The 26938-nt window shown below is 61.3% G+C and carries 26 protein-coding genes and 2 pseudogenes; 20 read left to right on the top strand and 8 right to left on the bottom strand.

All coding sequences use genetic code 11. The features are described 5' to 3' along the window. The first annotated feature begins 9 nt into the window (after positions 1 to 9). Both ADJ79_RS12510 and ADJ79_RS12505 read left to right on the top strand, forming a co-directional pair. On the top strand, positions 10 to 768 hold the full coding sequence (locus ADJ79_RS12510) for a 1-acyl-sn-glycerol-3-phosphate acyltransferase (RefSeq protein ID WP_082203414.1): 759 nt from the start codon (positions 10 to 12) through the stop codon (positions 766 to 768). Then, positions 761 to 1558: a glycosyltransferase family 2 protein gene (locus ADJ79_RS12505; protein ID WP_050716246.1), complete on the top strand. Its 798-nt coding sequence runs from the start codon at positions 761 to 763 to the stop codon at positions 1556 to 1558. The genes ADJ79_RS12510 and ADJ79_RS12505 overlap by 8 nt, the downstream gene beginning before the upstream one ends. Positions 1559 to 1771: 213 nt before the next feature. On the opposite strand, the gene ADJ79_RS12500 is transcribed toward ADJ79_RS12505, so the two are convergent. From ADJ79_RS12500 to ADJ79_RS12490, 3 genes are read right to left on the bottom strand one after another with little or no spacing between them, the layout of a single operon-like run. Further along, entirely contained in the window at positions 1772 to 2551 is a 780-nt protein-coding gene (locus ADJ79_RS12500) for an ABC transporter ATP-binding protein (RefSeq protein WP_050716245.1), read from the bottom strand. After that, positions 2551 to 3678, bottom strand: a complete 1128-nt coding sequence (locus tag ADJ79_RS12495; protein WP_082203317.1) for an iron ABC transporter permease — start codon at positions 3676 to 3678, stop codon at positions 2551 to 2553. Before ADJ79_RS12495 ends, ADJ79_RS12500 begins: the two co-directional genes overlap by 1 nt. Next, complete coding sequence (locus ADJ79_RS12490; protein ID WP_050716625.1) at positions 3675 to 4793, bottom strand: ABC transporter substrate-binding protein; 1119 nt, start codon at positions 4791 to 4793, stop codon at positions 3675 to 3677. Before ADJ79_RS12490 ends, ADJ79_RS12495 begins: the two co-directional genes overlap by 4 nt. Positions 4794 to 5017: 224 nt before the next feature. On the opposite strand from ADJ79_RS12490, the gene ADJ79_RS12485 reads away from it, so the two are divergent. From ADJ79_RS12485 to accC, 3 genes are all read left to right on the top strand, one after another. After that, entirely contained in the window at positions 5018 to 5626 is a 609-nt protein-coding gene (locus ADJ79_RS12485) for a hypothetical protein (protein ID WP_050716624.1), read from the top strand. A 170-nt stretch (positions 5627 to 5796) separates the two neighbouring features. Next, positions 5797 to 6267, top strand: coding sequence for an acetyl-CoA carboxylase biotin carboxyl carrier protein (gene accB / locus ADJ79_RS12480; protein WP_050716244.1), 471 nt, complete (start codon positions 5797 to 5799; stop codon positions 6265 to 6267). An 11-nt stretch (positions 6268 to 6278) separates the two neighbouring features. Then, on the top strand, positions 6279 to 7628 hold the full coding sequence (gene accC / locus ADJ79_RS12475) for an acetyl-CoA carboxylase biotin carboxylase subunit (protein ID WP_050716243.1): 1350 nt from the start codon (positions 6279 to 6281) through the stop codon (positions 7626 to 7628). 180 nt (positions 7629 to 7808) lie between these two features. Here accC and mpl read toward each other — a convergent pair whose 3' ends face one another. Together mpl and purM are read right to left on the bottom strand one after the other, a co-directional pair. Continuing rightward, a complete protein-coding gene (mpl, locus tag ADJ79_RS12470; protein WP_050716242.1) occupies positions 7809 to 9239 on the bottom strand; it encodes a UDP-N-acetylmuramate:L-alanyl-gamma-D-glutamyl-meso-diaminopimelate ligase in 1431 nt (476 codons plus the stop codon). Positions 9240 to 9441: 202 nt separating this feature from the next. Further along, positions 9442 to 10479: a phosphoribosylformylglycinamidine cyclo-ligase gene (gene purM / locus ADJ79_RS12465; protein WP_050716241.1), complete on the bottom strand. Its 1038-nt coding sequence runs from the start codon at positions 10477 to 10479 to the stop codon at positions 9442 to 9444. Positions 10480 to 10813: 334 nt separating this feature from the next. Here purM and hda point away from each other — a divergent pair, with 334 nt between their 5' ends. From hda to folK, 4 genes are all read left to right on the top strand, one after another. Further along, positions 10814 to 11509 carry a DnaA regulatory inactivator Hda gene (hda, locus tag ADJ79_RS12460; protein WP_050716240.1) on the top strand — a complete coding sequence of 232 codons (696 nt, stop codon included), beginning with the start codon at positions 10814 to 10816 and terminating at the stop codon, positions 11507 to 11509. A gap of 65 nt (positions 11510 to 11574) precedes the next feature. Continuing rightward, entirely contained in the window at positions 11575 to 12249 is a 675-nt protein-coding gene (locus ADJ79_RS12455; RefSeq protein WP_050716239.1) for an HAD family phosphatase, read from the top strand. Beyond that, positions 12246 to 13820, top strand: a complete 1575-nt coding sequence (pcnB, locus tag ADJ79_RS12450; RefSeq protein ID WP_050716238.1) for a polynucleotide adenylyltransferase PcnB — start codon at positions 12246 to 12248, stop codon at positions 13818 to 13820. The genes ADJ79_RS12455 and pcnB overlap by 4 nt, the downstream gene beginning before the upstream one ends. Before the next feature lie 13 nt (positions 13821 to 13833). Then, the gene (gene folK / locus ADJ79_RS12445) at positions 13834 to 14304 is read left to right on the top strand and encodes a 2-amino-4-hydroxy-6-hydroxymethyldihydropteridine diphosphokinase (protein WP_156304240.1); all 471 of its coding nucleotides are present in this window, start codon (positions 13834 to 13836) and stop codon (positions 14302 to 14304) included. Between the two features lie 290 nt (positions 14305 to 14594). Here folK and ADJ79_RS12440 read toward each other — a convergent pair whose 3' ends face one another. Both ADJ79_RS12440 and ppsA read right to left on the bottom strand, forming a co-directional pair. Next, a complete protein-coding gene (locus ADJ79_RS12440) occupies positions 14595 to 15626 on the bottom strand; it encodes a P1 family peptidase (protein ID WP_050716237.1) in 1032 nt (343 codons plus the stop codon). Between the two features lie 10 nt (positions 15627 to 15636). Next, positions 15637 to 18036 carry a phosphoenolpyruvate synthase gene (ppsA, locus tag ADJ79_RS12435; protein WP_050716622.1) on the bottom strand — a complete coding sequence of 800 codons (2400 nt, stop codon included), beginning with the start codon at positions 18034 to 18036 and terminating at the stop codon, positions 15637 to 15639. Positions 18037 to 18431: 395 nt separating this feature from the next. Here ppsA and ADJ79_RS12430 point away from each other — a divergent pair, with 395 nt between their 5' ends. Next, positions 18432 to 18842 (top strand): DUF4878 domain-containing protein, encoded by a 411-nt coding sequence (locus ADJ79_RS12430; protein WP_102284345.1) that lies wholly within the window; start codon positions 18432 to 18434, stop codon positions 18840 to 18842. 122 nt (positions 18843 to 18964) lie between these two features. Then, on the top strand, positions 18965 to 19618 hold the full coding sequence (locus ADJ79_RS12425) for a YiiX/YebB-like N1pC/P60 family cysteine hydrolase (protein WP_216597129.1): 654 nt from the start codon (positions 18965 to 18967) through the stop codon (positions 19616 to 19618). A gap of 565 nt (positions 19619 to 20183) precedes the next feature. Here the strand turns inward: ADJ79_RS12425 and ADJ79_RS15070 are convergent. Then, complete coding sequence (locus tag ADJ79_RS15070; protein WP_172674082.1) at positions 20184 to 20471, bottom strand: hypothetical protein; 288 nt, start codon at positions 20469 to 20471, stop codon at positions 20184 to 20186. A 227-nt stretch (positions 20472 to 20698) separates the two neighbouring features. Between ADJ79_RS15070 and ADJ79_RS14795 the strand changes: the two genes are divergently transcribed. From ADJ79_RS14795 to ADJ79_RS12405, 9 genes and pseudogenes are all read left to right on the top strand, one after another. Next, complete coding sequence (locus tag ADJ79_RS14795; protein ID WP_156304237.1) at positions 20699 to 21094, top strand: hypothetical protein; 396 nt, start codon at positions 20699 to 20701, stop codon at positions 21092 to 21094. 47 nt (positions 21095 to 21141) lie between these two features. Then, positions 21142 to 21357: an RHS repeat domain-containing protein gene (locus ADJ79_RS12420; RefSeq protein WP_050716235.1), complete on the top strand. Its 216-nt coding sequence runs from the start codon at positions 21142 to 21144 to the stop codon at positions 21355 to 21357. A gap of 698 nt (positions 21358 to 22055) precedes the next feature. Then, positions 22056 to 22409 carry a hypothetical protein gene (locus ADJ79_RS12415; RefSeq protein ID WP_050716234.1) on the top strand — a complete coding sequence of 118 codons (354 nt, stop codon included), beginning with the start codon at positions 22056 to 22058 and terminating at the stop codon, positions 22407 to 22409. 104 nt (positions 22410 to 22513) lie between these two features. Further along, positions 22514 to 22657: an RHS domain-containing protein gene (locus ADJ79_RS15765; RefSeq protein WP_371256856.1), complete on the top strand. Its 144-nt coding sequence runs from the start codon at positions 22514 to 22516 to the stop codon at positions 22655 to 22657. Between the two features lie 12 nt (positions 22658 to 22669). Beyond that, a pseudogene (locus tag ADJ79_RS15760) lies at positions 22670 to 22912 on the top strand (RHS repeat-associated core domain-containing protein); the annotation flags it as partial. A gap of 176 nt (positions 22913 to 23088) precedes the next feature. Next, entirely contained in the window at positions 23089 to 23346 is a 258-nt protein-coding gene (locus ADJ79_RS14790; RefSeq protein ID WP_156304236.1) for a hypothetical protein, read from the top strand. Positions 23347 to 24244: 898 nt separating this feature from the next. Continuing rightward, positions 24245 to 24445 (top strand): annotated as a pseudogene (locus tag ADJ79_RS15755) (RHS repeat-associated core domain-containing protein); the annotation flags it as partial. Between the two features lie 311 nt (positions 24446 to 24756). Then, complete coding sequence (locus ADJ79_RS12410) at positions 24757 to 25206, top strand: hypothetical protein (RefSeq protein WP_156304235.1); 450 nt, start codon at positions 24757 to 24759, stop codon at positions 25204 to 25206. 369 nt (positions 25207 to 25575) lie between these two features. Further along, positions 25576 to 26139 carry a hypothetical protein gene (locus ADJ79_RS12405; protein ID WP_156304234.1) on the top strand — a complete coding sequence of 188 codons (564 nt, stop codon included), beginning with the start codon at positions 25576 to 25578 and terminating at the stop codon, positions 26137 to 26139. Positions 26140 to 26938 lie beyond the last annotated feature (799 nt).

The raw sequence follows: 26938 nt of genomic DNA, 5'->3' as shown, positions 1-26938 counted from the left end.
CGCCTGCCCATGCACGCCGCTCTGCGCCGCGCCCGCGAAGCCGCCGCCATGATTCTGGGCCTGGGCCTGCTGGCGCTCATCTGCCTGGGCTGGACGCCCTTTGCCCTCGTGCTCGGCCCGCTCATGCCCGAAGCCAGCGGCAAGCGCCTGGGGCGGCAAGCCATTCACAGCTGCTTCCGGTTCTACGTCTGGCTGCTGGAGCGCCTGTGCGGCTGCCGCTTCGATTTGCGCGCGCTCGACGAGCTGGCCCGCCAGAGCGGGCCGATGATCATCGTCGCCAACCACCCCTCGCTGCTGGACGCAGTGCTGCTCGTCTCGCGCCTGCCCAATGCCGTGTGCATCATGAAAGCGGCGCTCATGCACAACCTGCTGCTGGGCGCCGGCTCGCGCCTGGCGCGCTACATCGTCAATGACGCGCCGCTGCCCATGATCCGCCGCGCCATCGCCGAAATCAAAAGCGGCGACGGCGCGCGGCTCATCATCTTTCCCGAAAGCACGCGCACCAGCGCGCCGCCCGTGGGGCCGTGCAGCGCCACGGCGGGCCTGATCGCCGCGCGCGCAGGCGTGCCCGTGCAGGCGCTCGTCATTGAAATGAGCACGCCTTACCTGGGCAAGCACTGGCCCCTTTTCCGCCCTCCCAGCCTGCCGCTTGCCGTGCGCGTGCGCTACGTGGGCCAAATGCACGTGGATGGCGCCAGCGCGCACCGCTTTGGCGACGACATCCACGCCCGCTTCGCCCACGCCCTCAAGGAAACGCGCCATGCCTGAAGCCGCTGCGCCCGCGTCCTCCGCGCCTGCCGCCTCGCGCACGCATCTCGTGCTCATCCCCAGCTACAACCCCGGCCCCAAAGTGCGCGACACCGTGGCCGCCGCGCGCGCGCGCTGGAACCCCGTGTGGGTGGTGATTGACGGCAGCACCGACGGCAGCGCGGCCTGGCTGCAAGACATGGCCGCGCAAGATGAGGGCCTGCGCGTGCTCGCGCTGCCCGCCAACCAGGGCAAGGGCGCCGCCGTGCTGCACGGCATTGAGCAGGCCACGCGCGAAGGCTTCACCCACGCCCTGACGCTGGACTCGGACGGACAGCATCCGGCCCATCTCATCCCGGCCTTCATGCAGGCTTCGCAAGCGCGGCCTGACGCCATGGTGCTGGGCGTGCCGCAGTTCGGCGCAGAAGCGCCGCGCATTCGCGTGCTGGGCCGCAAAATCTCCAACGGCTGGGCCAATCTGGAGACGCTGGGCGCGGGCATTGGCGACTCGCTCTTTGGCTTTCGCGTCTATCCCATCGCCCCGCTGGCGCGCGTCATGCGCGGCCAGCGTTTCATGCGCCGCTTCGACTTCGACCCCGAAGCCGCCGTGCGCTTGGCCTGGGCAGGCGTGCCCGCCATCAACCTGCCCGCTCCCGTGCGCTACTTCACGCCCGAAGAAGGCGGCGTCTCCCACTTCAAATACCTGCGCGACAACGCCTTGCTCACCTGGATGCACACCCGCCTGTTCCTGGGCTTTGCGCTGCGCCTGCCCCGCTTGGCCTGGCGGCGCTGGCGGCCAGCGGGCCGCTGAAAACCGGCCCCTTTCGCCGCAGACGCAAGCCAGTCTGCGGGCCAACTCTCCAGCTTCTCTCCAGCAACCAGAAAGCATCAGAAACAGGAGCGAATTTGAGGGGGTAAAAATACCGCCTTGCGCAGTATCCACTAGGACATCATGCTATGGATAAAAGAGCAAAACGAGCCTTGCGCATGCCCTTCCGTCCTTCCCTCATTCCGCCCTATCTGCTTATTCAGCCATGCCCTTGCGGCCTTGCTGCTCGCCGCAGCCGCGCAAGGGCACGATGGCGGTGCGGCCGCTGGGCGCGCGGGCGAATTCGGCCTCGATGCCATACACGCGGCGCAAGCTTTCGCAAGTCACCACTTCATCGAACGGGCCGCAGCCAGCCACATGGCCGCCGTGCAGCATGAGCACGGTTTGCGCGTGCTGGGCGGCCAGGTTCAGGTCATGAATGGCGATGACAACGAGCGCGCCGCTGGCCTGCACGTATTCATGCAGGCGGTCAAACACCTGCATCTGGTGGCGAATGTCCAGCGCGCTGGTGGCTTCGTCCAGCAAAAGCAGGCGGGGCTGGCGGATCAGGCGCTGGGCCAGCAGCACCAGTTGCTGCTGGCCGCCGGAGAGGGCGGTCATGGCCCGCTCGTGCAGGTGGGCAATGCCAAAACTGTCCAGCACCTGAAGGGCGCGCTCGATCAGGCCGCCCGCCACGCGCAGGCCCAGCCGCTCGTAGTGGCCCAAAAGCACGGTTTCCAGTACCGACAGCCCGGCGCGCACCTGGCAGTGCTGGGGCATGAAGCCCACTTCGCCCAGGCGCACGGGCTGGCCGTGAAAGCGGATGCTGCCGCCGTGCGGCAAGGTGGTGGCAATGGCGTTGATGAGCGTGGATTTGCCCGTGCCGTTGGGGCCGATCAGGCCGGCGATTTGCCCGGCGGGCAGCGTGGCGCTCACGTCCTTGAGGATTTCGGCCCGGCCGCGCCGGGCGCTGACATGGCTGAGTTGCAGGCCCATCAGATGCCCCCTTTGCGCGAGACGATGATGCCCAGCAGCATGGGCACGCCCGCCACGGCGGTGATGATGCCCACGGGCACCACGGCCCCCGGCGATATGAGCTTGGCAAACACCGAAGCGCCCGAGAGGATGAGCGCGCCCGTCAGCGCGGCCAGCGGCAGCGCAAAGCGGTGGTCTTCGCCCACCAGCGCGCGCGCCATGTGCGGCGCAATCAGCCCGACAAAGCCGATGGTGCCCACAAAGCACACGGCCACGGCCGTCAGCAGCGCCACCAGCACGAAGGCGCGGCGGCGGATGGCCTGCACCGGCACCCCAATGCTCATGGCGTTGGCGTCGCCCAGGCGCAAGGCGGTCAGCGCCCAGGCATCGCGCGCGACAAAGGGCAGGCAGGCCAGCAGCACAACCGCGCACACGCTCACGCTGGTCCAGCTGGCTTTTTGCAAATCGCCAAACAGCCAGAAGACGATTTGTTGCAGGATTTCGGGGCTGGCGATGTACTGGAGCAGCGACTGCACGGACTGAAAGAAAAACAGCACCGCGATGCCGCCCAGGATGAGCACTTCCGGATTGGCGCCGCGCGCCAGCGCCAGCAGGTAAATGAGCGCGCAGGCGGCCAGCGTCATGCCAAAGGCGGCGGCGGGCGTGAGCGCGTAGCCGGGCACGGGCAGCAGGCCGCCGAACATGATGGCCAGCGCCGCGCCAAAGCCCGCCGCTGCCGAAAAGCCCAGCGTGAAGGGGCTGGCCAGCGGGTTGTCCAAAATGGTCTGCATCTGCAAACCGCCCAGCCCCAGGCACATGCCCACCAGCGCGCCCATGAGCGCGGGCGGCATGCGCACGTGCCAGAGGATGTTGGCGTTGCTGTGCAGCTTGCGCATTTCGGGCGTAACGCCCGGCAGCCGCTCGCGCACGGCCTCCAGCCCGCCAGGGCCTGTTTGCAGGGCCTGGAAGATGTCCGTCAGCGCCATGCCCGAAGGGCCGGTGGCCAGATCGAGCAGCAGCAGCGCCGCCAGCAGCAGCGCCGCCAGCGCCAGCAAAGCCGCTCGCCGCCCCAGACGGCGGCCATAGGCGCTGCGGGCCTGTGCGTGGCCGGTTTCGTGGCCGGCCTCGTTCCGGGCTTCAGTGCTCATTTCGCGCCCGCCGGGCGGCCTTGCGGCTGCGCCTGATAAGTGGCCATGAACACGCCTTCGGCCTTGATGGGCAGCCAGGCTTCGTAGAAATCGCGCAGATTCTTTTCCGGGTCCACATCGGCAAAAGCCTCCGGGTGAATCTGTTTGGCCACGTATTGGGCGTACACGTAGTCCGACAAGGTGCGCGTGCCGCCGTGATAGACGGCGTGCACGTGCCCGCCTTCAGCCGCCTTCAGCTGCCGCCAGCCCGCGCGGCCATTGACGTAAGCGCCCATGCGTTCATTGACGGTGCGGGCATCGGCGCCAAAGCCGACGGACACGGCCTCGGGCCGGTTCAGCCATTCGGAGCCGGCCAAAAAAATGATGTCCGGGTTCTGGTCAATCACATATTCGCGGCTGAGCGGCCCCCAGTTCTGCACCTGCCCCTTGGCAATGTTGCGCGCGCCCGCCATCTCGATCAGCGCGCCCCAGAGCGTGTCGCCGTAGGAGTTGCCCACGGTTTCGGGGCCTTTTTGCGCCAGTTCCACGTAAACCTTCTTGTCTGACGGCCCGGCCTTGGCCACGCGCGCGGCCACGTCCTGCATGGCCAGGCGGTAGTTGTCGGCCAGTTTTTGCGCACGCTGCGGCTGGCCCATGATTTTTCCCAGCGCCAGCGTGGACGCCACGTGCTTTTCAACCGTCTGCGCGTTGTAGTCCAGCGTGAGCACGGGAATGCCCGCCGCCTCGATTTTTTTCACGCCCTCGCCCAGCGCGTCGTAATTCCAGGCGGCCAGAATCAGCAAATCGGGCTGCGCGGCAATCACTTTTTCAATGGAAAAAGAGCCGTCATCCGTGGAACCCACATCCGGCACGCTTTTCAGCCGGGGCAGCGCCTTTTCATACAGCGCGAACTGCCGGGGCCGCCAGTCCCGCCAGGTGGAAAGCGACAGGCCCACCAGCTTGTCTGCCGCGCCCGGCCCCGCCACGGCCAGATAGTCTTCGTAATAAAAGCCCAGCACCACGCGTTCGGGCACGCCGGGCACCGTCACGCTGCGGCCTTTCACGTCGGTCACCGTGATGTCCGCGAAAGCCAGCGGCGCCAGCGCCAGCAAAATGCAGGCAAATGCTTTTTTCATGATTTTCTCCAATGATTATGAGAACGCAAATGAAATGAGAAATTACGCGGCCGCACCGGAAAGCTTCCCGGTTCAATCCAGGCGCCCATGCGCAGGCCGCGAGCATGGCGGGCAGATTATGAAATAAATAATAGTTGATAAATATCAATTATGATTTGCTTAATATCATTTCAAAAGCTCGCTTTCCGCAATCTGCGCGGCTCTGCGGAGGCAAAATGCCCACCATGCAACAAGAACTCTCTCAGGAAATCGCCGCTGCCGCCGCGCGGCTGGTGGTGGAAGAAGGGCTGGACTACGGCGCGGCCAAGCGGCGGGCCGTCAAGGAGCTGGGCGCGCCCGCGCGCGCGGCCCTGCCGGACAATGACGCCGTGCAGGAGCAGGTGCGCGCCTATCTGGCGCTTTTTCGCGCCGACACCCAGCCCGCCGAGCTGCTGGCGCTGCGCGAGCTGGCGCTGGCGTGGATGCAGCGGCTGGCCGAATTTCGCCCGCACCTGACGGGCGCGGTATGGAATGGCACGGCCACGCGCCTTTCTGACGTGTATTTGCAGCTTTTCTGCGATGACCCGAAATCGGCGGAAATCGCCCTCATCAACCAGGGTGTGGCTTTCGAGGCGCGGCAAGTGCGCGGTTTTCGCGGCGAAATGGTGGACGCGCTCAGCTTTTCAGTCTTTTGCTCCGGCCTGGGCGAGCACGTGGGCGTGCATCTGATGATTCATGACCATGACGACGTGCGCGGCGCGCTCAAGCCTGCCGCCGATGGCCGACCCGCCCGTGGCGACGAGCAGGCGCTGCGCGCCCGCATGCTGGAAAATGCGGCATCCACCATGAATTGATCGCAAAAAGCGGCAACTTCATTTATTTACGGCACTTTGCCGCGATGGCCGCAAAATCGCAACGGAATCCTCACACTCCTTCCGTAAGCTTCAAATTCCAGCAAATTGAAGCAGTTGGCTGCAAATTGCGGTAAATTTGCCCAGTTTTTCATATCAGAAAGATTTCAATCATGGATCTGCGCAAGCTCAAGACCCTGATCGACCTGATCTCGGAGTCCAACGTTTCCGAACTTGAAATCACCGAAGCCGAAGGCAAGGTGCGCATCGTCAAGGGCAGCCCCGCCGCCGTGGTGATGCAGCCTGTAGCGCAGCCCGTGGCGGCCGCCGCATCAGCCGCGCCCGCCGTGGCCGCGCCTGCGGCAGCAGCTCCCGCCGAAAGCGCCGCGCCCGCGCCTGCCGCTGCGCCGGGCTTTACCGTCAAATCGCCCATGGTCGGCACTTTCTACCGCGCCGCCAGCCCTGGCGCCAAGCCGTTTGTGGAAGTGGGCTCCAGCGTGAAGGCGGGCGACACGCTTTGCATCATCGAGGCCATGAAAATCCTCAATGAAATCGAGAGCGAAAAGGCCGGCACCGTCACGCAAATCCTGGGCGAAAACGGCCAGCCCGTCGAATACGGCCAGCCGCTGTTCGTCATTGAGTAAGCGGGCGCGCCATGTTCAAGAAAATACTGGTTGCCAATCGCGGCGAAATCGCCCTGCGCATCCAGCGCGCCTGCCGCGAGCTGGGCGTGCAGGCCGTCATGGTGTATTCCGAGGCCGATAAAGACGCCAAATACGTGAAATTGGCCGACGAAGCCGTGTGTATCGGCCCCGCGCCCTCGGCCCAAAGCTATCTGAACGTGCCCGCCATCATCTCGGCGGCGGAAGTCACGGATGCCGAAGCCATTCACCCCGGTTACGGCTTCTTGAGCGAAAACGCCGATTTCGCCGAGCGCGTGGAGCAAAGCGGCTTCCAGTTCATCGGCCCCACGCCCGAATCCATCCGCATCATGGGCGACAAGGTGGCGGCCAAGCGGGCCATGATGCAGGCGGGCGTGCCCTGCGTGCCCGGCAGCGAAGGCGAGCTGCCTGACGACACCGCCGCCATCAAGCGCATGGCGCGGCAAATCGGCTACCCCGTCATCATCAAAGCCGCAGGCGGCGGCGGCGGGCGCGGCATGCGCGTGGTGCACACCGAAGCGGCGCTGCCCGGCGCGGTGCAAACCACCAAGGCCGAAGCGGCCGCCGCCTTTGGCAACCCGGCGGTCTATATGGAGAAATTTCTCCAGAACCCGCGCCACATTGAAGTCCAGGTGCTGGCCGACAAGCACAAAAACGCCGTCTATCTGGGCGAGCGCGACTGCTCCATGCAGCGCCGCCACCAGAAAGTGATTGAAGAAGCGCCCGCCCCCGGCATTCCGCGCCGCCTGGCCGACCGCATTGGCGAGCGCTGCGTGGCTGCGTGCAAAAAAATCGGCTACCGGGGCGCGGGCACTTTTGAATTTCTGTATGAAAACGGCGAGTTCTATTTCATTGAAATGAACACCCGCGTGCAGGTGGAGCACCCCGTCACGGAAATGATTACCGGCGTGGACATCGTGCGCACGCAAATCATGGTGGCCGCCGGCGAAAAACTGCCCTTTACCCAGCGGCAAATCGAAATTCGCGGCCACGCCATCGAATGCCGCATCAATGCCGAAGACCCCTTCAAATTCACGCCTTCGCCCGGCCGCATCACGGCCTGGCACGCGCCCGGCGGCCCCGGCGTGCGGGTGGACTCGCACATCTACACCAACTACTTCGTGCCGCCCAATTACGACTCGATGATCGGCAAGCTCATCGTCCACGGCGACACGCGCGAGCAAGCCATCGCCCGCATGCAAACCGCGCTGCTCGAAACCGCCGTGGAAGGCATCAACACCAACATCGCGCTGCACCGCGAGCTGATGGTGGACGCCAAATTCCGCCACGGCGGCACCAACATCCACTACCTGGAAAAGTGGCTGAGCGAGCACCAGCGCTGAAAACGCCCGTCGCCAGTACCTGCCAGCCGCGCCCGCTCCCATAAAAAGGAGTGGGCGTTTTCTTTCCGGAGCTGCGATCCGCCTGCCAGAGCGGCCTGTACGATGGCGGAGGCCCCAAAAACAGGAGCGGATTCAGGGGCCTTAAAAGCCGTCTTGCGCAGTTTCCACTAGGACCTCATGCTATGGTTTCCGGAGCGCATGGGCCAGCTTTTCATGCACGCCGCCAAAGCCGCCGTTGCTCATGCATAGCAGGTGGTCGCCTGCGCGGGCGGCGCGCGTGGCCTGGGCGACGAGTTCGTCTACGCTGGCGGCCACTTGGGCGCGTGCGCCCAGCGGGGCCAGGGCGGCGGCGGCGTCCCATTCCAGGCCGCCGGCGTGGCAAAAGGCCAGGGCGGCGTTTTCCAGCGCCCAGGGCAGGCGCTCTTTCATGGCGCCCAGTTTCATGGTGTTGCTGCGCGGCTCGAAGAGGGCCAGGATGCGTTCGCTCTGGCGCCCTTGTGCATCAAGCTGGCGGCGCAGGCCGTCTACGGTGGCGCGGATGGCGGTGGGGTGGTGGGCGAAGTCGTCGTAGAGGGTGATTTCGCTGCCGCCGCTGACGGGAATGCGCGCGCGCACTTCCATGCGGCGGCGCACGTTTTCAAAGCGCGCCAGCGCCTCGCAGGCTTGCTGCGGCGGCACGCCTGCGTGCCAGGCGGCGGCGATGGCGGCCAGCGCGTTGAGCTGGTTGTGCGCGCCAGACAGCGCCCAGCGCACGCGGCCGGCGGGGCGACCCTGGTGCAGCACTTCAAAGTCGCCCGGCTCGCCGCTGGCGGCGAAGTCAGGGGGCGCTTTGTCGCCTGCCATGCCGAAGCGGCTGACTTCGCTGTACACGCCTTGCGCCAGCACGCGGGCCAGGCTGGCGTCTTGCCCATTGACGATGACGCGGCCCGTGGCGGGCACGGTGCGCAGCAGGTGGTGAAACTGGCGCTCGATGTCGGCCAGGCTGCCGAAGATGTCGGCGTGGTCGAACTCCAGGTTGTTCAGCACCGCCGTGCGCGGGCGGTAGTGCACGAATTTGCTGCGCTTGTCGAAAAATGCGGTGTCGTATTCATCGGCTTCGATGACGAAAAAGGGCCTTTCGCGCCCGGCCGCCAGGCCGCCCAGCCGGGCGGAGATGCCAAAGTTCAGCGGCACGCCGCCCACCAGAAAGCCCGGCTGCAGGCCCGCGCATTCCAGCGCCCAGGCCAGCATGGATGTGGTGCTGGTTTTGCCGTGCGTGCCAGCCACGGCCAGCACATGGCGGCCTTGCAGCACGTGTTCGGCCAGCCACTGCGGCCCGCTGGCGTAGGGCAGGCCCGCGTCGAGAATGGCTTCCATCAGTGGGAATTTGGGCGCGCCATTCGCCAGCCGCGCGCGGCTGACCACGTTGCCAATCACGAACATGTCGGGCTTGAGCGCCAGCTGATCGGCGCCGTAGCCTTCCATCAAATCAATGCCCAGCGCGCGCAGCTGCTCGCTCATGGGCGGGTAAACGCCCGCGTCGCAGCCGGTGACGGTGTGCCCGGCCTCGCGCGCCAGCGCCGCCAGCCCGCCCATGAAAGTGCCGCAGATGCCAAGGATGTGGATGTGCATGAAGGTTTCGCTCAGGTTTCGCGCAGGTTTCGCGTAGGTTTCGCGTAGGTTTCGCGTAGGTTTCGCGCAAAGGGGATCAGGGGGAAGGCTGGCTTCTGGCTGTCCGCCCGTGCGTTCTGGCCGCCTGGATGGGCCGCCGTGGCTTGCGGCGTGAAAAAGCCGCCGGGGCGCTGGGCCGGGCGGCTGGGGCGGGTGAAGCGGCTCAGGCCACCGTCACGGCGGCGCCTGCGCGTTCGGTGATGTGGCCGATGGCGTAAACGGTTTCGCCGTGCTGGCGCAAGGTGGCGGCCACGGCCTCGGCGGCCTCGGCGGCGGCGATGACCACCATGCCGATGCCGTTGTTGAAGGTGCGGTTCATTTCCGCGTCGTCGATGCCGGCGGTTTTTTGCAGCCAGGCAAAGAGTTCGCTTTGCGGCCAGCTGCCTTTTTGCAGGCGCGCGGCCAGCCCTTCGGGCAGCACGCGGGGAATGTTTTCGAGCAGGCCGCCGCCGGTGATGTGGGCCAGCGCGCGGATGGCCTGCGGGTGCGTGGCCAAAGTGGCGAGCACGGGCTTCACGTAAAGGCGCGTGGGGCGCATGATGGCCTGGCGGAAAGGCTGGCCGTCCAGCGTTTCGGGCAGCGCGCCTTGCGCCTGCGCGCGTTCGATGCACTTGCGCACGAGCGAGTAGCCGTTGCTGTGCGCGCCGCTGCTGGCCAGGCCCAGCACCACATCGCCCGCCCGCACGCTCTGGCCGGTGAGCAGGCGCGATTTCTCGGCCGCGCCCACGGCAAAGCCGGCCAGGTCGTATTCACCGGCGGGGTACATGCCGGGCATTTCGGCGGTTTCGCCGCCGATGAGGGCGCAGCCGCTTTCTTCGCAGCCCCGGGCGATGCCGCCTACCACGGCGGCGGCGGTGTCCACGTCGAGCTTGCCGCAGGCGAAGTAGTCCAGAAAAAAGAGCGGCTCGGCGCCTTGCACGAGCACGTCGTTCACGCTCATGGCGACCAGGTCGATGCCCACGCCGCCGTGCATGTTCCATTCAAAGGCGAGCTTGAGTTTGGTGCCCACGCCGTCGGTGCCGCTCACGAGCACAGGCTCCTTGTATTTGCGGGGCACTTCAAAGAGCGCGCCAAAGCCGCCAATGCCGGCCAGCACGCCTTCGCGCAGGGTTTTGCGGGCCAGGGGCTTGATGCGCTCGACCAGGGCGTCGCCTGCGTCAATATCAACGCCGGCGTCTTTGTAGGAAAGAGGGGTGTTCATGCGAGATGGGAGAAAAGGCTCAAAGGCGGGCGGGGCTGCGCGCTGGCGGGCTTGCGCCCTGGCCTGCCGCGCGTTGTGCGCGCAAGCGCACCCTGTTCAATAAAATCCGCCGTCAATTTTAGGCGCGGCCCCAGGGCGGTTCAGGGCCTGCCTGCCTGAAATGCCCCTTGATATTTGCTCCTTGCTTGATAGCACGGCCTCTCCGTGGATCGTGCGACAAATGCCTTTTCAGGCCCCTTGAATTTGCTCCTCTTTCTGAAGTTCCTCCGCCTGCCTGGCTCGCCCCGTTCGCCCCGTTCGCTTGTTGCGCCCGCCGCCGGGCAGGCTCCCGTTCATGAAACAAATCGCGCTTGACATCGCACTGGCTCCTGCGCCCACGCTGGAGGGTTTTGCGGGCCGTCTCAATCAGGAGGCCGTGCAGTTTCTGGCGCAGTGGTGCGCGGCGGGCCGCCAGCGCTCGCCCGTGCCGGTGTATCTGTGGGGCGAGGCGGGCAGCGGCAAAACGCACCTGCTGCGCGCTGCGCGGCATGCCTTGCAGCAGCAGGGCGAGCCTTGCGGCTGGCTGGACGCGGCCTCGCCCGCCGATGTGCCGTTTGAGGGCAGCTGGCGCGCGGCGCTGATGGACGACGTGCAGCTTTACGCCACCGGCCAGCAGCACACCGCCTTCAACTGGTTCATCAACGCCATGACGCCCGCCGACGGCCAGCCGCCGCGCGCCGTGCTGGCCGCCGGCAGCCTGCCGCCGACTGATTTGCCGCTGCGCGAAGACTTGCGCACGCGCCTGGGCTGGGGGCACGTGTTCCAGCTTCACGCGCCCACGGAGGACGAGTGCCGCGCGCTGCTGCAACAGGCCGCCGCCCAGCGCGGCCTTGCGCTGGGCGAGGGCGTGACCGATTACGTGCTCACCCGCTTTTCGCGCGACATGGGCAGCCTCATGCGCCTGCTCGAGCGCCTGGACCGCTACAGCCTGCAAACGCGGCGGGCCGTGACCATTCCGCTCATCAAGGCCATGCTGGAGGAAGGGGCCTGAGGGCGTTTTGCCGCCCTGCCGCCGCCCTTGCCGCCGCCCGTTGCGCCTTTTCCCCCTGAAACCCCATGAAACTGGCTCTTTTCGACCTTGACTACACCTTGCTGCCGCTGGACTCCGACCACGCCTGGGGCGAGTTCACCACCCGCATCGGCTGGACGGAGGGCGAAGCCTTCCGGCAGAAAAACGAAGCCTTCTACGCGCAATACAAGGCGGGCACGCTCGATATTCACGAATACGTGCGCTTTTCCACCGCCGCCGTGCGCCGCCAGGGGCCGGAGGCGGCCGCGCGCGCGCATGCGCAGTTCATGCGCGAAGTCATCGCCCCGGCCATCCGCCCGCAGGCGCTGGCGCTGATCGAGCAGCACCGCCGGGCGGGCGAGGCCGTGGCCATCGTCACCGCCACCAACGAATTCATCACCCGCCCCATTGCCCACGCGCTGGGCGTGGACGAGCTGATTGCCATCAACCTGGAGCGCGGCCCCGGCGGCTGGTTCACGGGCGAAATCGCGGGCACGCCGTCTTTTCGCGAAGGAAAAATCACCCGCGTGGGCCAATGGCTGGCCGCGCGCGGCCTGGGCTGGGCCGATGCGGACGCCACCTTCTACAGCGACTCCATCAACGACTTGCCCCTGCTTGAAAAAGTGCAGCGCCCCGTGGCCGCCAACCCCGATGCGCGCCTGCGCCCCATCGCGCTGGAGCGCGGCTGGCCCGTGCTGGAGCTGTTTGGAGCGCAGCCATGATCCGCGAACTGCTCGACAAACTCACGGGCCGCCGCAAAAACCGCTTTGGCAAGCGCGTGGAAATCGGCCCGGCCATGCACCGCATTGACCTGTCGCTGGTCGATGGCCGCGCCATCAGCGTGGTCAGCACGCTCAAAAACGCGGGGTACGAGGCCTACATCGTCGGCGGCGCCGTGCGCGACTTGCTGCTGGGCCTGCACCCCAAAGACTTTGACGTGGCCACCAACGCCACGCCCGAGCAGGTCAAGGCGCTGTTCCGGCGCGCCTTCATCATCGGGCGGCGCTTTCGCATCGTGCACGTGGTCTTCGGGCGCGGGCGCGAGCATGAAGTGATCGAAGTCTCCACCTTCCGCGCCCACCTGGACAGCGCCGACGCCGAGCACGTCAGCGGCAACGAGCGCACCGCCAAAAGCCAGCTTGCGGGCGTGAAACACGCCGTGGATGCCTCCGGCCGCGTGCTGCGCGACAACGTGTGGGGGCCGCAGCACGAAGACGCCGCCCGGCGCGACTTCAGCATCAACGCCATGTACTACGACCCGCAAAGCCAAATCGTGGTGGACTACCACAACGGCTTTGCCGACGCGCAAAAGCGCGTGCTGCGCATGATTGGCGACGCCGCCGCGCGCTACCGCGAAGACCCCGTGCGCATCATCCGCGCCACGCGCTTTGCCGCCAAGCTCGCGCACCTGGGCTTCAGGCTCGACGCCAAAACCAGCCGCCCGCTCGCCGCCCTCAAGGGCCTGCTGGCCGACGTGCCCCAAAGCCGCCTGTTTGACGAAATGCTCAAGCTGCTGCAAACCGGCCACGGCCAGGCCAGCGTGGAGCAGCTCAAAAAACTCGGCCTGGCCCAGGGCATCTACCCCCTGCTGGATTTGGCCGTGCAGCGCGCGCAAGAGCCTTTCATGGCCGCCGCCCTGCAAGACACCGACCGCCGCGTGGCCGAAGGCAAGCCCGTCGCCCCCAGCTTCTTGCTCGCCTGCCTGCTCTGGCAAGACGTGCGCGCCCTCTGGCAGCAGCGCACCGCGCAAGGCGAACACACGCATCCCGCCCTGCAAGCGGCCATTGATGAAGTGTTTGACGCCCGCATCGGCGACGTATCCGGCCGGGGCCGGCTGGCCGCCGACATGCGCGAAATCTGGATGATGCAGCCGCGCTTTGAAAAACGCACCGGCGCCAGCTGCCACACCCTGGCAGAGCAGCCGCGCTTTCGCGCCGGGCTGGACTTTTTGCAGCTGCGCGCCGCCAATGGCGAAGTGCCCGAAATGCTGGCCGACTGGTGGGCGCAATTCGCCCAGTCTGGCCAGAGCGTGCGCGAAGACCTCATCGCCCAGGCCCGCGCCGAGCAGCAGCGCGCCCCGCGCAGCAAGGCGCGCAAGCCCAAAGCCGCCGCGCCAGCGGCCAGCCCGGCCAGTCCTGCTGATTCCGCCAGCCCAGGCCCCGCTGCGGCAGGCGAAGCCGCCCCGGCCAAAAAACGCCGCCGCCGCCGCAAGCCCGCAGGCGGCGCGCCTGAAACCGCCAGTGCGCCAGCGGCCCATGCGACGCCGCCCCGCCAGCCGCCCGCTGCGGAATGACATGAGCAAGGACATGGACGCCACCGCTCACACGGCCTACATCGCCCTGGGCGGCAACCTGGGCGACGCCGCCGCCACCGTGCGCCGCGCCTTCGCCGCCCTGGCCGCCCTGCCGCAAACGCGGCTGCTTGCCGCCTCCAGCCTCTACCGCAGCGCCCCCGTGGACGCCAGCGGCCCCGACTTCATCAACGCCGCCGCCAGCGTGGCCACCGGCCTGACCCCGCTGCAATTGCTCGACGCCCTCCAGGCCATCGAAACCGCTGAAGGCCGCCAGCGCCCCTGGCGCAACGCCCCGCGCACGCTCGATCTGGATTTGCTCCTCTACGGCCAGCAGCGTCTTGACACCCCGCGCCTGACCCTGCCGCACCCGCGCATGCTGCAACGCGCCTTCGTGCTCTGGCCGCTGGCCGAAATCGCCCCCGCACTGGTTCCCCCCGAAGCGCTGGCCGCCGTGGCCGGGCAGGCCATCGAGCGGCTGCCTTGAGAGAGCCTGCTGGCACGCCTGCACGCGCGCCCGCTTGCGGCTTGTCTGCGGGCGGGTTCTGGCGCGCCCGCGCTTGCCGGAGCTGCCAGGCGGCATCAAAAACAGAAGCAAATTCAAGGGGGTGGAAATGCCATTCTGCGCAATTTCCACTAAGACCTATCGCTATGGATAAAGGAGCAAAAAAGAAGGGGGAGGAAGGAATGAGCAAGACCATGAAGGTCTGCCGCGTTTTGGCGCCATGAAGTGCAAGACGGCGGCTGCAAGACGGCGGCTGCGCCATCGGGCTGCGTTCAGGGCGCCACGGGCAGCTCTTGGGCGCAGGCTGGCAGCCACAGCGCGCCGGCCTGCACGCTGGCGGCGGCGCGCACGGCATTGACGCAGGCGCGGGCCACGGCTTCGGCGGCCAGCGCGGCCAGCACATTCAGCCCCGGGCCGGGGGCGGGGGCCTGCCCGGTGGCCAGGGCAAAGAGGGTGTCGCCATCAGCGCAGGTATGCACGGGGTTGATGGCGCGGGCCAGCCCGTCGTGCCCGGCGGTGGCCAGGCGGCAGGCGCCGGCTTTGTCCAGGGCGGCGTCGGTGGCGATGACGCCAATGGTGGTATTGCGCCCGGCCAGCAGGGCCGCAGGCGGCTCGCCCGCCAGCAGGGCGCGGGCGGTGTCGCGCAGCGCCGCGCCATCAGCGGTGCGGGCGCCGGCCAGCAGGCGGCCCTGGGCGTCGCGCACATCGCCCAGGGCATTGACGGCAACGAGCGCGCCCACGGTCACGCCGTCCAGCGTGACAGAGGCGGCGCCAATGCCGCCTTTCATGGCGCAGCCCATGCCGAACATCTTGCCGACGGTAGCGCCCGCGCCCGCACCGACGTTGCCTTCGGCCAGCGCCCCGCGCTCCAGGCTGGCCTGGCAGGCGGCGTAGCCAGCGGCGGCATCGGGGCAGACGGGCGGCTGCCGGGCGGGGTCTGCGCCGACGTGCAGGTCAAACAGCACGGCAGCGGGCACGATGGGCACGCGGGCGGGCGTTTCAGGGCTGCCCGCATCCAGCCCCAGGCCCTGCCCGTGCAGCCAGCGCATCACGCCGCCGGCTGCATCCAGCCCCCAGGCGCTGCCGCCAGACAGCAGCACGGCGTGCACCACGCTGACGGTGTTGGCGGGGGCGAGCAGGTCGGTCTCGCGCGTGCCGGGCGCGGCGCCGCGCACATCCACTCCGCCTACGGCGCCGGGACGGGCTATGACCACACTGCACCCGGTGGGGCGGCGCGTGTCGGTGAAGTGGCCCGCGCTGATGCCGCGCACCCGGGTGATGCAGCCGGGAAACCGCTCAGGCATGGCGGCGTTTTCAGCTGGGCAGGCTGGCCAGCTGCATCCAGGTTTCCGCCACGCTGTCGGGGTTGAGCGAGAGCGAGACGATGCCTTGCTGAACCAGCCAGCGGGCGAAGTCGGGGTGGTCGCTGGGGCCTTGTCCGCAGATGCCGATGTATTTGCCTTGCGCGCGGCAGGCCTTGATGACGCGGGCGATCAGGGCCTTGACGGCGGGGTCGCGCTCGTCGAAGTCGGCGGCCAGCAGTTCCATGCCGCTGTCGCGGTCCAGCCCCAGGGTGAGCTGGGTGAGGTCGTTGGAGCCGATGGAAAAGCCGTCGAAGTATTCGAGGAACTCGTCGGCCAGCACGGCGTTGCTGGGGATTTCGCACATCATGATGAGCTTCAGGCCGTTGCTGCCGCGTTTGAGCCCGTGTTCGGCCAGCAAGGCGGTGACGCGCTCGGCCTGGCCCAGGGTGCGCACGAAGGGCGCCATGACTTGCACGTTGGTCAGGCCCATGTCGTCGCGCACGCGCTTGAGGGCTTCGCATTCCATGGCGAAGGCGGGGCCGAAGTCTTCGCTGATGTAGCGGGCCGCGCCGCGAAAGCCGAGCATGGGGTTTTCTTCTTCCGGCTCGTAGCGGCTGCCGCCGATGAGCTTGCGGTATTCGTTGCTCTTGAAGTCTGACAGGCGCACGATGACGGGCTTGGGCCAGAAGGCGGCGGCGATGGTGGCCACGCCTTCGGCCACTTTGTCCACGTAGAAGGCGCGGGGGCTGGCGTGGCCGCGCGCCACGCTCTCCACGGCTTTTTTCAGGTCGGCATCCACTTGCGGGTAGTCCAGGATGGCCTTGGGGTGCACGCCAATGTTGTTGTTGATGATGAATTCCAGCCGCGCCAGGCCCACGCCGTCGTTGGGCAGCTGGGCGAAATCAAAGGCCAGCTGCGGGTTGCCCACGTTCATCATGATCTTGGCGCCGATGGCGGGCATGGCGCCGCGCTGCACTTCGCTCACTTCGGTTTCGAGCAGGCCGTCGTAAATGCGGCCCGTGTCGCCTTCGGCGCAGCTGACGGTCACGAGCGTGCCATCCTTGAGCGCCTCCGTGGCGTTGCCCGCGCCGACAACGGCCGGGATGCCCAGCTCGCGCGCAATGATGGCCGCGTGGCAGGTGCGCCCGCCCCGGTTGGTGACGATGGCGCTGGCGCGCTTCATCACCGGCTCCCAGTTGGGGTCGGTCATGTCGGTCACCAGCACGTCGCCGGGCTGCACGCGCTCCATCTCGCTGGTGTCGCGCACCAGGCGCACGGGGCCGGCGCCGATTTTTTGGCCGATGGCACGGCCTTCGGCCAGCACGGCGCCCTTGTTTTTGAGGCGGTAGCGCTGCTCGGTTTTGCCCTGCTGCTGGCTTTTCACGGTTTCGGGGCGCGCCTGAAGGATGTAGAGCTGGCCGTCCGTGCCGTCTTTGCCCCATTCGATGTCCATCGGGCGGCCATAGTGCTGCTCGATCACCAGCGCGTAGCGGGCCAGTTGCTCCACTTCGGCGTCGGTGAGGCTGTAGCGGTTGCGCTGCTCGGCGGGCACATCCACGGTTTGCACCAGGCGGCCCGTGGCGGCTTTTTCTTCCGGCGTGGCAAACACCATCTGAATGAGCTTGCTGCCCAGGTTGCGGCGGATGAGGGCCTGCTTGCCCGCTTGCAGCATGGGCTTGTGCACATAGAACTCGTCGGGGTTCACCGCGCCTTGCACCACCGTCTCGCCCAGGCCGTAGCTGGAGGTGATGAACACCACCTGGTCAAAGCCGCTTTCGGTGTCGATGGTGAACATCACGCCCGCCGCGCCCTGGTCAGAGCGCACCATGCGCTGCACGCCCGCCGACAGGGCCACGTGCTCGTGCGCGAAGCCCTTGTGCACGCGGTAGCTGATGGCGCGGTCGTTGTAGAGGCTGGCAAACACCTCTTTCATCTTCTCCAGCACCTGCTCGATGCCCGCCACGTTCAGAAAGGTTTCCTGCTGGCCGGCAAACGAGGCGTCGGGCAAATCCTCCGCCGTGGCCGAAGAGCGCACGGCAAAGCAGGCCTGCGCGTTGCCCGCGCTCAGTGCGTCAAAAGCATCGCGGATGGCCTTTTCCAGATCAGCCGGAAAAGGCTGCTCCTGCACCCAGCGGCGGATTTCGGCGCCCGCATCGGCCAGCGCGCGCACGTCTTCCGTGTTCAGCGAGGCCAGCCGCTGGCGGATGCGCTCATCCAGCCCGCCGTAGGCCAGAAACTGACGAAAAGCGTGCGCCGTGGTGGCAAAGCCCGTGGGCACGCGCACGCCTTGCGGCAATTGCGAAATCATCTCGCCCAGGCTGGCGTTCTTGCCGCCGACGGCCTCGACATCGCTCATTCGCAGTTTTTCAAAAGGCACGACCAGAGCGGCCGCATCAAAAAGTGCAGACATGGGAAAAGCTCCAAGAGTTTGAAAAACGGTGCGCATGGCCTGCGGCCAGGCGGCGGCCAGACTGGGGCCGGGGCTGGCCCAAGGCGGCAAGGCTTGAAGTGCGGACGGCAGGCGGCATGCGTGGGAAGGCAGCGGCGGGGCGGAAAGCGGCAGCGCCATCGCTGCGCCGCTGTGCTCATTGATTGGCTCCGGATTCTAGGCGGCGCGAGCCGCTTTCCGTGAACGGATTTGCACCTAAAGGCGAGAATCAGGGCGCGCGCAAAATCAGCGCCCGCCCCGTGGGCATAATCCGCCGCGCGCCGGCTGGCGCGCCGTGTTATTGCGCGTGATTCAAGCCGTTTTGTGATTTGTCATTTTTTTATTTGTTATTTGAACAGGGAGAAATCGTGAAATTCATGACCAGAGCAGCCCTGCTGCTGACGGCCTTGCTGGCCATTTTCCTGACTGCCTGCTCCGGCCCCAAAAACACGCCTGACGGCGTGGCCGTGGCCTTCATTGAACGCAGCTACAAGGGCGATGTGAACGGCGCCATGAGCCTGGTTCACCTGCCCGACAGCTCCAAGCCTGGCAAAACCGAAATGGCGCAAGGCAAGATGAAAGCCATGATCGCCAAGGCCAGGGAAAAGGCCGAAAGCCAGGGCGGCATGGAAGAAATCACCGTGCAGTCCAGCGAAATCGACGCGGACGATCCCAACCGCGCCCGCGTGGCCCTGAAAGTGCGCTTCAAACAGGGCGAAGGCATGGAAAAAGTGCGCCTCATTCAGGTGGAAGGCAAATGGAAAATATTTGCCAGCGCCGGATTCTGAAATTCATCAGGCCAGCGCAAGCGAAATGAAACGCGGCAGCCAGAAACGGGAGCGGAAAAATCCGGCTCCCGTTTTTGCATGGCGCGCTGAAAATCAATCAGAAAATCTGGCTGAATATGCGCATGCAAATCACGCGGGCCAGACTGGCCGCCCTGGCGCTAAGCGCGCTGGCCTTGTTCGCCCTGTCTGCTCTGACAGGCAGCAGCCCGCTGCGGCCAGCGGCTCCGCCTGTGCCCCTGCCGCCTGCCCGTGCGCTCCAGCCGGGCGACTGGGTTTTTCGCAGCGGCACTTCGGCTGACAGCCGCCTGATCCGGCGCCTGAGCGGCGGCGCCTACTCGCACATCGGCATCGTCATCCAGACAGCGCCGCAAGTGCTGGTGGCCCATGCCACAACAGATGACGACCCGGCCCACCCGGACCAGGTGCTCATCACGCCCCTGGCCGACTTTGCCGCCGCCGGGCGTGCCACTGCCGTGGCCGTGGCCCGCCCGCGCTTTCTCACCGCCGCGCAGCGCGCCGCCGCCGCCCGCCACGCCGCCGCCCGCGCGGGCCAGCCCTTTCGCCTGACGGCTGAAGGCGATCGCCCGCTGTATTGCACGACGCTGGTGCTCGAAGCCGTGCGCCAGCAGGCTCCGGGCTTTGCGCCTGCATGGCAGGCTGTGGACGTTCCCGTTTTCGGCGGCCGCTACCTTTTCCCGCAAGCCTTCGCACTGGCCGACGTGGAATGGATCGCCGCCTCGCCCCCGCAAGCGCAGAGCCAGGCAGCCGCGCCCTGATTCAAAGTCTGTCCCAAACCTGCCTGTGCCTTCGCTCCCGCGCGGCAGGCCGTCAATCGTGCCTTCCGGCCATCGCCCCGAAGCGCCTGCGAGGCAGAGCGTTAAAGCGGATAACACTAGCTCCTATACCAATAGCATGAGGTCCTAGTGAAACGGGCGCAAAAGCCGTTTTCAAGCCCTGAAATTTGCTCCTGTCTTTGACACGGCAAACCATTACCCTGCCTCTGGCGGTTTCTTTCCGCTACTGACGCCAAACTGAAGCCACGCATGTCCTGCAAGGTTATTGCCGCGCCTGCCAGAACCTGACCCAAACTGAGCGCGCCAGTTCTGGCCCTTGTGCAGTCGCTGCCCGTGCAAGTGCAGCCAAACAGGCGGCAGGTGTGGTCTAACCAGGACTGCACGGAAAGCACGCAAAACTTGGCCGACAAAATGGCGGGTGGCTGCCGGGTAGTCATCAACCGCACCACATGGCGCTGGGGGCTGGTGTCGCCTGAACAACGCGTGGGCGGACCTAAGCCTGAAAAGCGCGCCCGGCTCTCTGCGCGCTGCGCCGGACAGGCCTCGTCTACCATCGCCACCGGGCAGGCGTTTCATGGAGAAAATATTCAAAGCCCTGCATCGCAAACGGCGATGAGAAATATGGGAGGAAGTTTGCTCGGTTCCATTCCAAACTCCAGCGTTTCTGAACCTGATTGTGGATGCCAATTTCTATGATGGCGAATACGTTTTTATTCATCGGCTGCATTGTAAATGGTGTTGTTTGCGGTGTTGCACTTAACTTCGCCCCTTTTCTGCTAAAAAGATTTGATGGCGTATTGGACCTTGTGCTTGATGTGATTTTGAATTTTGCCATCATAGCGGGATCCTTCACTTTTATGTGGTACGTATTCCCAGTTCGTGCGGAAAAAGTAATTTTTTTACTTTGGGTCTTGGGTATAGTTTTAGGAAAAAATCATATCTTATCGAAAGAATAAAATCATCTGATCATATTTGTCAAGGAAAACGATGGTGGGTGGCAAAATGCAATTTGCTACGGCGCAGCGGGCAGGTCGAGACTTGGCCCAACGGTAGAATACGGAAATGAACAATATGGATCTAAAATTTTCTGTTTTAATGACGCAAGCTCTGTCAGAGTGGCCGCAGCAGTTGGATTTCCAACTTTTCCATGTGAGTAAAGATATGAGTAATTATTCGGTTAAAGGGCTGGGCATGATGGCCGACGATATAGCCGATAAATATATAAATCATGAGCTGGAGGTTATTTATAGGCATCTGCACTTGGCCATGGAAATTGAATTGCATAAAGTTGCCAGATATGTCACAAAAATGAGCACGCGCAACCTGCGTCCAGAGTTGGTGCGCATAAAATTTGAATCTTTCTTGCTTGAAATAAAAAATGGTATCAATGATTGTGGATGGGGCGATCCGGATCTAAAAATAATTGACGCATATTTCAGGGTCAATGGTCCAAATTGAATTGTGAAAATGAGAGTGACAGAGTCTGCGGCAAGAGCAATACAGCCATGACGCAAGGCAACCTCATCAAAGAAGCCGGCGCAGGCTGGGAAAAAAACTGGCACTACAACGCAGCGAGCAGACCCAGCGAAATCAAGGACAGCGCAGATGGCCTCACCGTCCAATACCGCTATGACCCCTTTGGCCGAAGAATTGCCAAGACTGTCACGCAAGGCGCAACAAGCCGCACCACCTATTACATCAACTTCCTGATGGCGGCATAAATAAGTGGCGAATGTCACCAACTCGAATCTTGGTGCATAAATTAGGATGTGTAACAGGAGCTAGAAATAATGAAGAAGGATGAATAATATTAATGGATGGAAAATTCAATCATGCCCCCCCATCGACGGGCCGGAACGAATGAAATATGAAGGAGAATGGTCATGCGATTCAATGTGTCCTATATTGTAGGTTGTCTTTTCCTCTTATGCTCTTGTAATGCATGGGCGTTATTGGTTATGCCGTTCATGAAAGAAAAAAACATAATCATACAGCAGGAAGAAACTGTCCTTGATTATCATTGGCATGATATTTATAGCAGTTACTACAAAAGTGGAAAAGAATATACAGAAGTCATTCATAAAATTAGAATGAAGATCTGTTTACACAATAAGTGTGTTGATATTAGTGCGCCGCCAATGCTATATAAGGCGGCAATCTCTGAAGATGGAGTATACATTGTTGGAGTGAGTTATTCGACTGATCATGAGCAATTATTTATATGGAATCGCAGAGGGCAGTTAATTCACAAAAGAAAGATATCATGCTGGAATAGACATAATTGTTATGCCATCGATGGGCCTTTTGTCTTGTGGTTTGATTCGGGGCGCGATATCATCTTAAAGCAAGAGGGAGAGCTATTGATGATGTTGATTCCAAATTTTTCGGGTAATGACTTTGATAACGATGATAAAGGATATTGGATTTATGGTTTGAGAGTGAGAGGAAAAGCGCCTGTGTCTACAACTGGCAAGACCGCCTCACCCAAGCCGAGCCAGACCAGGCGCTCAAGGAACAAGGCCTGCCAAACGAAGCCTACAGCTGGGACGCCGCAGGCAACCGCCTGAGCAGCGCCCACCAGGCCGGAGCGTGGACCTACAACGAAGCCAACCAGCTGCTGCAATACCCCCGGGCGCTCGACGAAAACGCCCCCGCGCAGCAAAGCCAAACCGAACAAGTCAGCGCCAGCTACAACGCACAAGGCCACCTCATCAAGGAAGCTGGATCACCAGGGCTTACGGATTCAACCCCCATCCGCAGCAAGCCAGAATAAACGAGGAGGATGAAGACGCAGAAGAAGGTCTATAAAGCACGGCCTCCATTTGGCAGGCGGAGCTGAACGGCAAAGCCAGCCTGAAAGAAGCCAGCTACCACTACTTGGTCACAGATCACCTGGGAACGCCTGTATTGGCGCTGAACAAGGCGGGCGAGGCGACGTGGAAAGCGAACTACGAGGCTTTCGGCAAGGCCAGAATCAATCCGGCCTCGACAGCGCAAATCAACCAGAGGCTGCCGAGGTAGTATTTTGATGCGGAAACGGACCTGCACCAGAACTGGAACAGGAATTGCAACGCAAGCATTGGCAGGTATATGCAGGCGGATTCGATTGGGCTGGCAGGTGGGATAAATCGTTATGTCTATGCAAATGGAAATTCGCTGGTAATAATTGATCCAGGAAGACGGCATTCTATTGCAATACCAGTGCCAGGCGTTATAAGCATAGGTGGAGATTCAACAGTTTTTATGGGGGGGGCGCTATTGCTGTTGGAATTGTAGATGCTGGCGCTTTATCCTCATGGGTAGATATATAAATCTATGGTTACAACCTTTGATTAGCAAGAGAATTGACTACTGCATGGATCTAGGTGGAAGAAGTCTGGAAGAATGTTTACGGCACTGTGATATAGCATCCAATTATCAGGTGCATATTCGCCGTAACATCGAGACAAACCGTGAAAGAAACCTATACTATTAGCAGGCAATGGAATCGTATGGAAAATGTTAGTTTCATTGTAGGGAAGGAATCCAGAATGAGTAATGGTGCATCTATATTTTTGCGTCGCAAGTTATTCTTTGGAAATCCGAAAAACAAGGATAGCATGATGATAACTATAGAAATATCAAAGCCTCATAAGAAGGATTTTGATGTGGCATGCAAGGTTTACATAAAGGGGTATAGAGAGAAGATGCATGAAATTTTTTGGGGTTGATGATATTGATGCCATCAAAAATGCATGCCTTTTTGTTGAAAAAATATTCGAGGGAAATGATGATGTATACTGGTCAGATGGATCTCGTTATAGATGAGGATGCCCTTGATAACAACATGCCTGTTATGTGTGCAAATATAGAAGTTTTAAGATCAATGAATATATCTGTGCCGTAAGGAAGCGTCGTGCCCTTTATAATTAATGATGCGTCTAGGTATTTCAGATCTGTCCCTGGGAATTTTTAGCCCCGACGATATCTGGAATGTTATAATTGATATTAATGAATGGCGCATATGGTGCCCTCGCAAATCGATCTGAATTTTTAATGAATGTGAACGTTGAGATCGTGAAATGAATGCAATAATATGGTTTTGTTCTTTGTGTTTGTACGTTGCTGGAGCATATATATCTATTGCCACCGGGAGAGGAGTGTATTTCTTTGCATTTTTTGTACTTGCTTGGCTCGTTTGTTATGGGAGATATTTTTTCCATAAACATGAGATAGATGACGAAAGGCATGATAAAAATACATAATGTTGCCATTCGATTGGAGAACAACAAACCAAAAGAAGAATTACCAAGATCGTCATGCTAGGCGGCACAAGCCGTACGGTCTACTACATCAACGGCGAAAGCGCGCTGATGGCCGAAGCCGATGAAGAAGGCCGGATCACCAGGGCGTATGGATTCAACCCCCACACGCAGCAAGCCAGAACAAACGAGGAGGGCGAAGACGCAAAAGAAGGTCTATAGAGCACGGATCCCATTTGGCAGGCGGAGTTGAACGGCAAAACCAGCCTGAAAGAAGCCGACGACAGACTATCTGGAAACCTCCCTCTTGGCGCTAAATAAAGCGGGATAGACAACATGGAAGGCGACCTGCGAGGCCTTTGGTAAAGCCAGAATCCACCTGGCCGCGACGGCGCAAATCAACCTGAGGCTGCCGGGGCAATACTTTGATGCGGAAACGGGGCTGCGCCAGAACTGGAATCAGGACTATGCGCCAGGCATTGGCAGGTATATACAGGCGGATCCGATTGGGCTGATAGGGGATGAATGTTTACCAGTATGCCCGTGGAAATCCGATGGCATTCTATGACTCGCTGGGGAAAATTGTACTGCCAATTACCATAGGATTTTGTGGAATAGCAGGTGGATTTATTAAGTAAAACTATGATACACTTAATAAAATACACGGGGCTGGACCTCGTTCTAGCCATAGGATGGCATTTTAAAATAGTTTTGTTGGCAGCGTTACTTGCAGAGCTTTTGGCGCAGCCATTACAGATGTATTAAACCAAACTTGTCTTTTTATTGTTCCTGCTATCCATTATTTTCGCGAGGCATCACGGGAATGCTTTCGATGATTTCAGAATCAGCTGTTTGTGGTTGTTGATGGAGCTGTTTGTCATGATTACTTTTTTTACTCCTGATGAAATATATCTCAATTTCGATTGCGTCAAGCCGACGGATGAAGAAATCGGGCTGGATTTCATCAGGAAAATTCATGATGATAACATTTATTGTGAAATATATGAAATGAAGAGGAAATATATCTTTGGCAAATTTGTTATCAGAAAAATGGAGGCCGCAAAAGATATCCGTCGCCTGGCCATAAAAGCTGTCACAAGCGAGTCTATATTGTTTGCACTCGATTGCTCTTGCCAAAGCCTTATTGATTTCTTCGCAAGAGAAGGATACAAATGGAAAAAAGAGGAGACGAATGACGATATGCTTGATGGCGGAATGATGTTCAGGAATTTTATTAATGACAAGTGCAGGCAATTGAATGTGGTCATATTTTCGCACGATGCAGAATACGTGTTTTTATATGAAAAGATGCGTGACAGGTTCTCATGAGTCTTCGCGTTTTTGGCGGCAACGATGATTTCAGGTGGGCCGAATATCTCCTGACGCAAGCGCAAATGGAGAAATATTTCCTCATTGTCTCCTGCTATCTTGTGAAAGCCAAACGTTAAAAATAGCGTTTGGCTTGTTGCAGAAAGCTGTTCTCCATGCCAGCCATTCAGGACCAAATAGATCAGCGCTCCTCTTGATTGTGCCAACAAGGCCGAAGGTCATTGCCGTCATCTTATCTGAGCAATCCGTGGCCGCCTCATAAAGTCCGACCAATAGGACGCTTCCGCCTTTCTGTAGCCGTCAGATTTGCCCCTCATTTAATAGCTGGTTGGCCTCACGTCCAGGGTTGGCATGGATAGGAACTCCTTCATGACGCCAGAAATAATGCTTGGAACTAATTTTCTATCTTTGGAGATAAGGGTATTAATGAAAATGAAAATTCGGAATGTGGATACAATCGAGGCAATAATCATCTTGTGCGCGGACAAAAACTTTGGTTTATTCTGCAAGGAAGCTTTGCTATTTGCAGACGGATGGCCGCATCATATAAGAAAAAAGTATGGGAATGCAATGGTTTTTACCGAAAAGGAGTCGTATAATATAGAATCGTTAAGATTCACGGGAGTGCGCGGAAATTCATTTATTGAAAAGTTGTTTTATTTCATGAATTTGAATTGGAAGGTGGAGGTTGTTCTTGGAAAGATGAACTTTAACATAGAGGAACTGAAAGATGCGATTATGGATACGTTTGATAAGAATTTTGTCTTTGGCGATGATGCCCAGTTTGATGCTGAAGCGCTTAGGTGCATCAAACGTGAGATAATGAATGCGAAAACGTTGACGGATATATTTGATGCCATGAAGATTTCTAATAATCAGCTAGGAAATGATCCTTCACTCGGAGAAAATTTATTGAGCGAAGGTCTGTATTAAATTTACGGCATTATCCCGGCTTGCTTATATTTGCTCCTTATTCAATAGCATGATGTCCTAGTGGAACGTGCGCGAAAGCCGTTTTTAGCCCTTTCAGATTCGCTCTTGTTTTTGACGCGGCAGCCCCTCACCCCGCCACTGCCAGTCTCTGCCTGCTGCTGACGCCAAACTGAAGCCCTTCACGCCCTGCAATGTTTTTGCCGCGCCCGCCAAAGTCTTGCCTTCGCTGACAGTGCCCGCGTACTGACCTTGGCGTCGTTGCTGGTGCAACAGCTGGTGCAAGCGCAGCAAAGTCAGAGGCAAGCCAGTCTGCCCCACCAGGACTGCACGGAAAGCACACAAGAACTGGCCGTCAAGGTGGAGCTGCGTCCATCATCGTCATCGGCGTGTTGCCGCACCTACCAGTGAGTTGCGGCAGAGGCAGGCAAAGCCAGCACGGCGAAAGACTGCCATGCGGCGTTGGTCGCAGGCCCGATAAGTGAGGGCAGGCAACTTGAACGGAAAATCAGCCTGAATGGGAGAGACGAGGTAAAGAGCCAGATGTGGCGTCTTCGGCAAGGCCAGAATCAATCCGGCCTCAATGGCGCAAACCAATTTGAGGCTGCCGGGGGCACAGTACTTTGATGCAGAAACGGGGCTGCATCAGAACTGGAGCAGGGGCTATGCGCCGGGTCTGGGCGATACATACAGACTGATCCGATCGGGCTGGCGGGATAAATTAATGTTTGCTTATACGTTAATGAAAATCCGAAAGACATATTGGCGATACTGCGAATCTATTTTTGGATTTGGCAACTTT

The organism is Ottowia sp. oral taxon 894 (assembly GCF_001262075.1).
In the GTDB taxonomy this organism is placed as follows: Bacteria; Pseudomonadota; Gammaproteobacteria; order Burkholderiales; family Burkholderiaceae_C; genus Ottowia; species Ottowia massiliensis.
This window is presented reverse-complemented; position numbering and strand designations above follow the sequence as displayed.

What these genes read in the sequence shown, in the direction of transcription:
- ADJ79_RS12420 (WP_050716235.1), top strand. Translation starts at nt 21,142, where the DNA reads ATGACGCAAGGCAACCTCATCAAAGAAGCCGGCGCAGGCTGGGAAAAA.
- accC (WP_050716243.1), top strand. Translation starts at nt 6,279, where the DNA reads ATGTTCAAGAAAATACTGGTTGCCAATCGCGGCGAAATCGCCCTGCGC.
- ADJ79_RS12505 (WP_050716246.1), top strand. Translation starts at nt 761, where the DNA reads ATGCCTGAAGCCGCTGCGCCCGCGTCCTCCGCGCCTGCCGCCTCGCGC.
- pcnB (WP_050716238.1), top strand. Translation starts at nt 12,246, where the DNA reads ATGATCCGCGAACTGCTCGACAAACTCACGGGCCGCCGCAAAAACCGC.
- ADJ79_RS12485 (WP_050716624.1), top strand. Translation starts at nt 5,018, where the DNA reads ATGCAACAAGAACTCTCTCAGGAAATCGCCGCTGCCGCCGCGCGGCTG.
- ADJ79_RS15070 (WP_172674082.1), bottom strand. Translation starts at nt 20,471, where the DNA reads ATGGCAAAATTCAAAATCACATCAAGCACAAGGTCCAATACGCCATCA.
- ADJ79_RS12500 (WP_050716245.1), bottom strand. Translation starts at nt 2,551, where the DNA reads ATGGGCCTGCAACTCAGCCATGTCAGCGCCCGGCGCGGCCGGGCCGAA.
- folK (WP_156304240.1), top strand. Translation starts at nt 13,834, where the DNA reads ATGGACGCCACCGCTCACACGGCCTACATCGCCCTGGGCGGCAACCTG.
- ADJ79_RS12425 (WP_216597129.1), top strand. Translation starts at nt 18,965, where the DNA reads ATGCAAATCACGCGGGCCAGACTGGCCGCCCTGGCGCTAAGCGCGCTG.
- ADJ79_RS12490 (WP_050716625.1), bottom strand. Translation starts at nt 4,793, where the DNA reads ATGAAAAAAGCATTTGCCTGCATTTTGCTGGCGCTGGCGCCGCTGGCT.
- ppsA (WP_050716622.1), bottom strand. Translation starts at nt 18,036, where the DNA reads ATGTCTGCACTTTTTGATGCGGCCGCTCTGGTCGTGCCTTTTGAAAAA.
- ADJ79_RS12495 (WP_082203317.1), bottom strand. Translation starts at nt 3,678, where the DNA reads ATGAGCACTGAAGCCCGGAACGAGGCCGGCCACGAAACCGGCCACGCA.
- ADJ79_RS14795 (WP_156304237.1), top strand. Translation starts at nt 20,699, where the DNA reads ATGAACAATATGGATCTAAAATTTTCTGTTTTAATGACGCAAGCTCTG.
- mpl (WP_050716242.1), bottom strand. Translation starts at nt 9,239, where the DNA reads ATGCACATCCACATCCTTGGCATCTGCGGCACTTTCATGGGCGGGCTG.
- ADJ79_RS12410 (WP_156304235.1), top strand. Translation starts at nt 24,757, where the DNA reads ATGATTACTTTTTTTACTCCTGATGAAATATATCTCAATTTCGATTGC.
- hda (WP_050716240.1), top strand. Translation starts at nt 10,814, where the DNA reads ATGAAACAAATCGCGCTTGACATCGCACTGGCTCCTGCGCCCACGCTG.
- ADJ79_RS12430 (WP_102284345.1), top strand. Translation starts at nt 18,432, where the DNA reads ATGACCAGAGCAGCCCTGCTGCTGACGGCCTTGCTGGCCATTTTCCTG.
- ADJ79_RS12440 (WP_050716237.1), bottom strand. Translation starts at nt 15,626, where the DNA reads ATGCCTGAGCGGTTTCCCGGCTGCATCACCCGGGTGCGCGGCATCAGC.
- accB (WP_050716244.1), top strand. Translation starts at nt 5,797, where the DNA reads ATGGATCTGCGCAAGCTCAAGACCCTGATCGACCTGATCTCGGAGTCC.
- ADJ79_RS12455 (WP_050716239.1), top strand. Translation starts at nt 11,575, where the DNA reads ATGAAACTGGCTCTTTTCGACCTTGACTACACCTTGCTGCCGCTGGAC.
- purM (WP_050716241.1), bottom strand. Translation starts at nt 10,479, where the DNA reads ATGAACACCCCTCTTTCCTACAAAGACGCCGGCGTTGATATTGACGCA.
- ADJ79_RS12510 (WP_082203414.1), top strand. Translation starts at nt 10, where the DNA reads ATGCACGCCGCTCTGCGCCGCGCCCGCGAAGCCGCCGCCATGATTCTG.
- ADJ79_RS12405 (WP_156304234.1), top strand. Translation starts at nt 25,576, where the DNA reads ATGACGCCAGAAATAATGCTTGGAACTAATTTTCTATCTTTGGAGATA.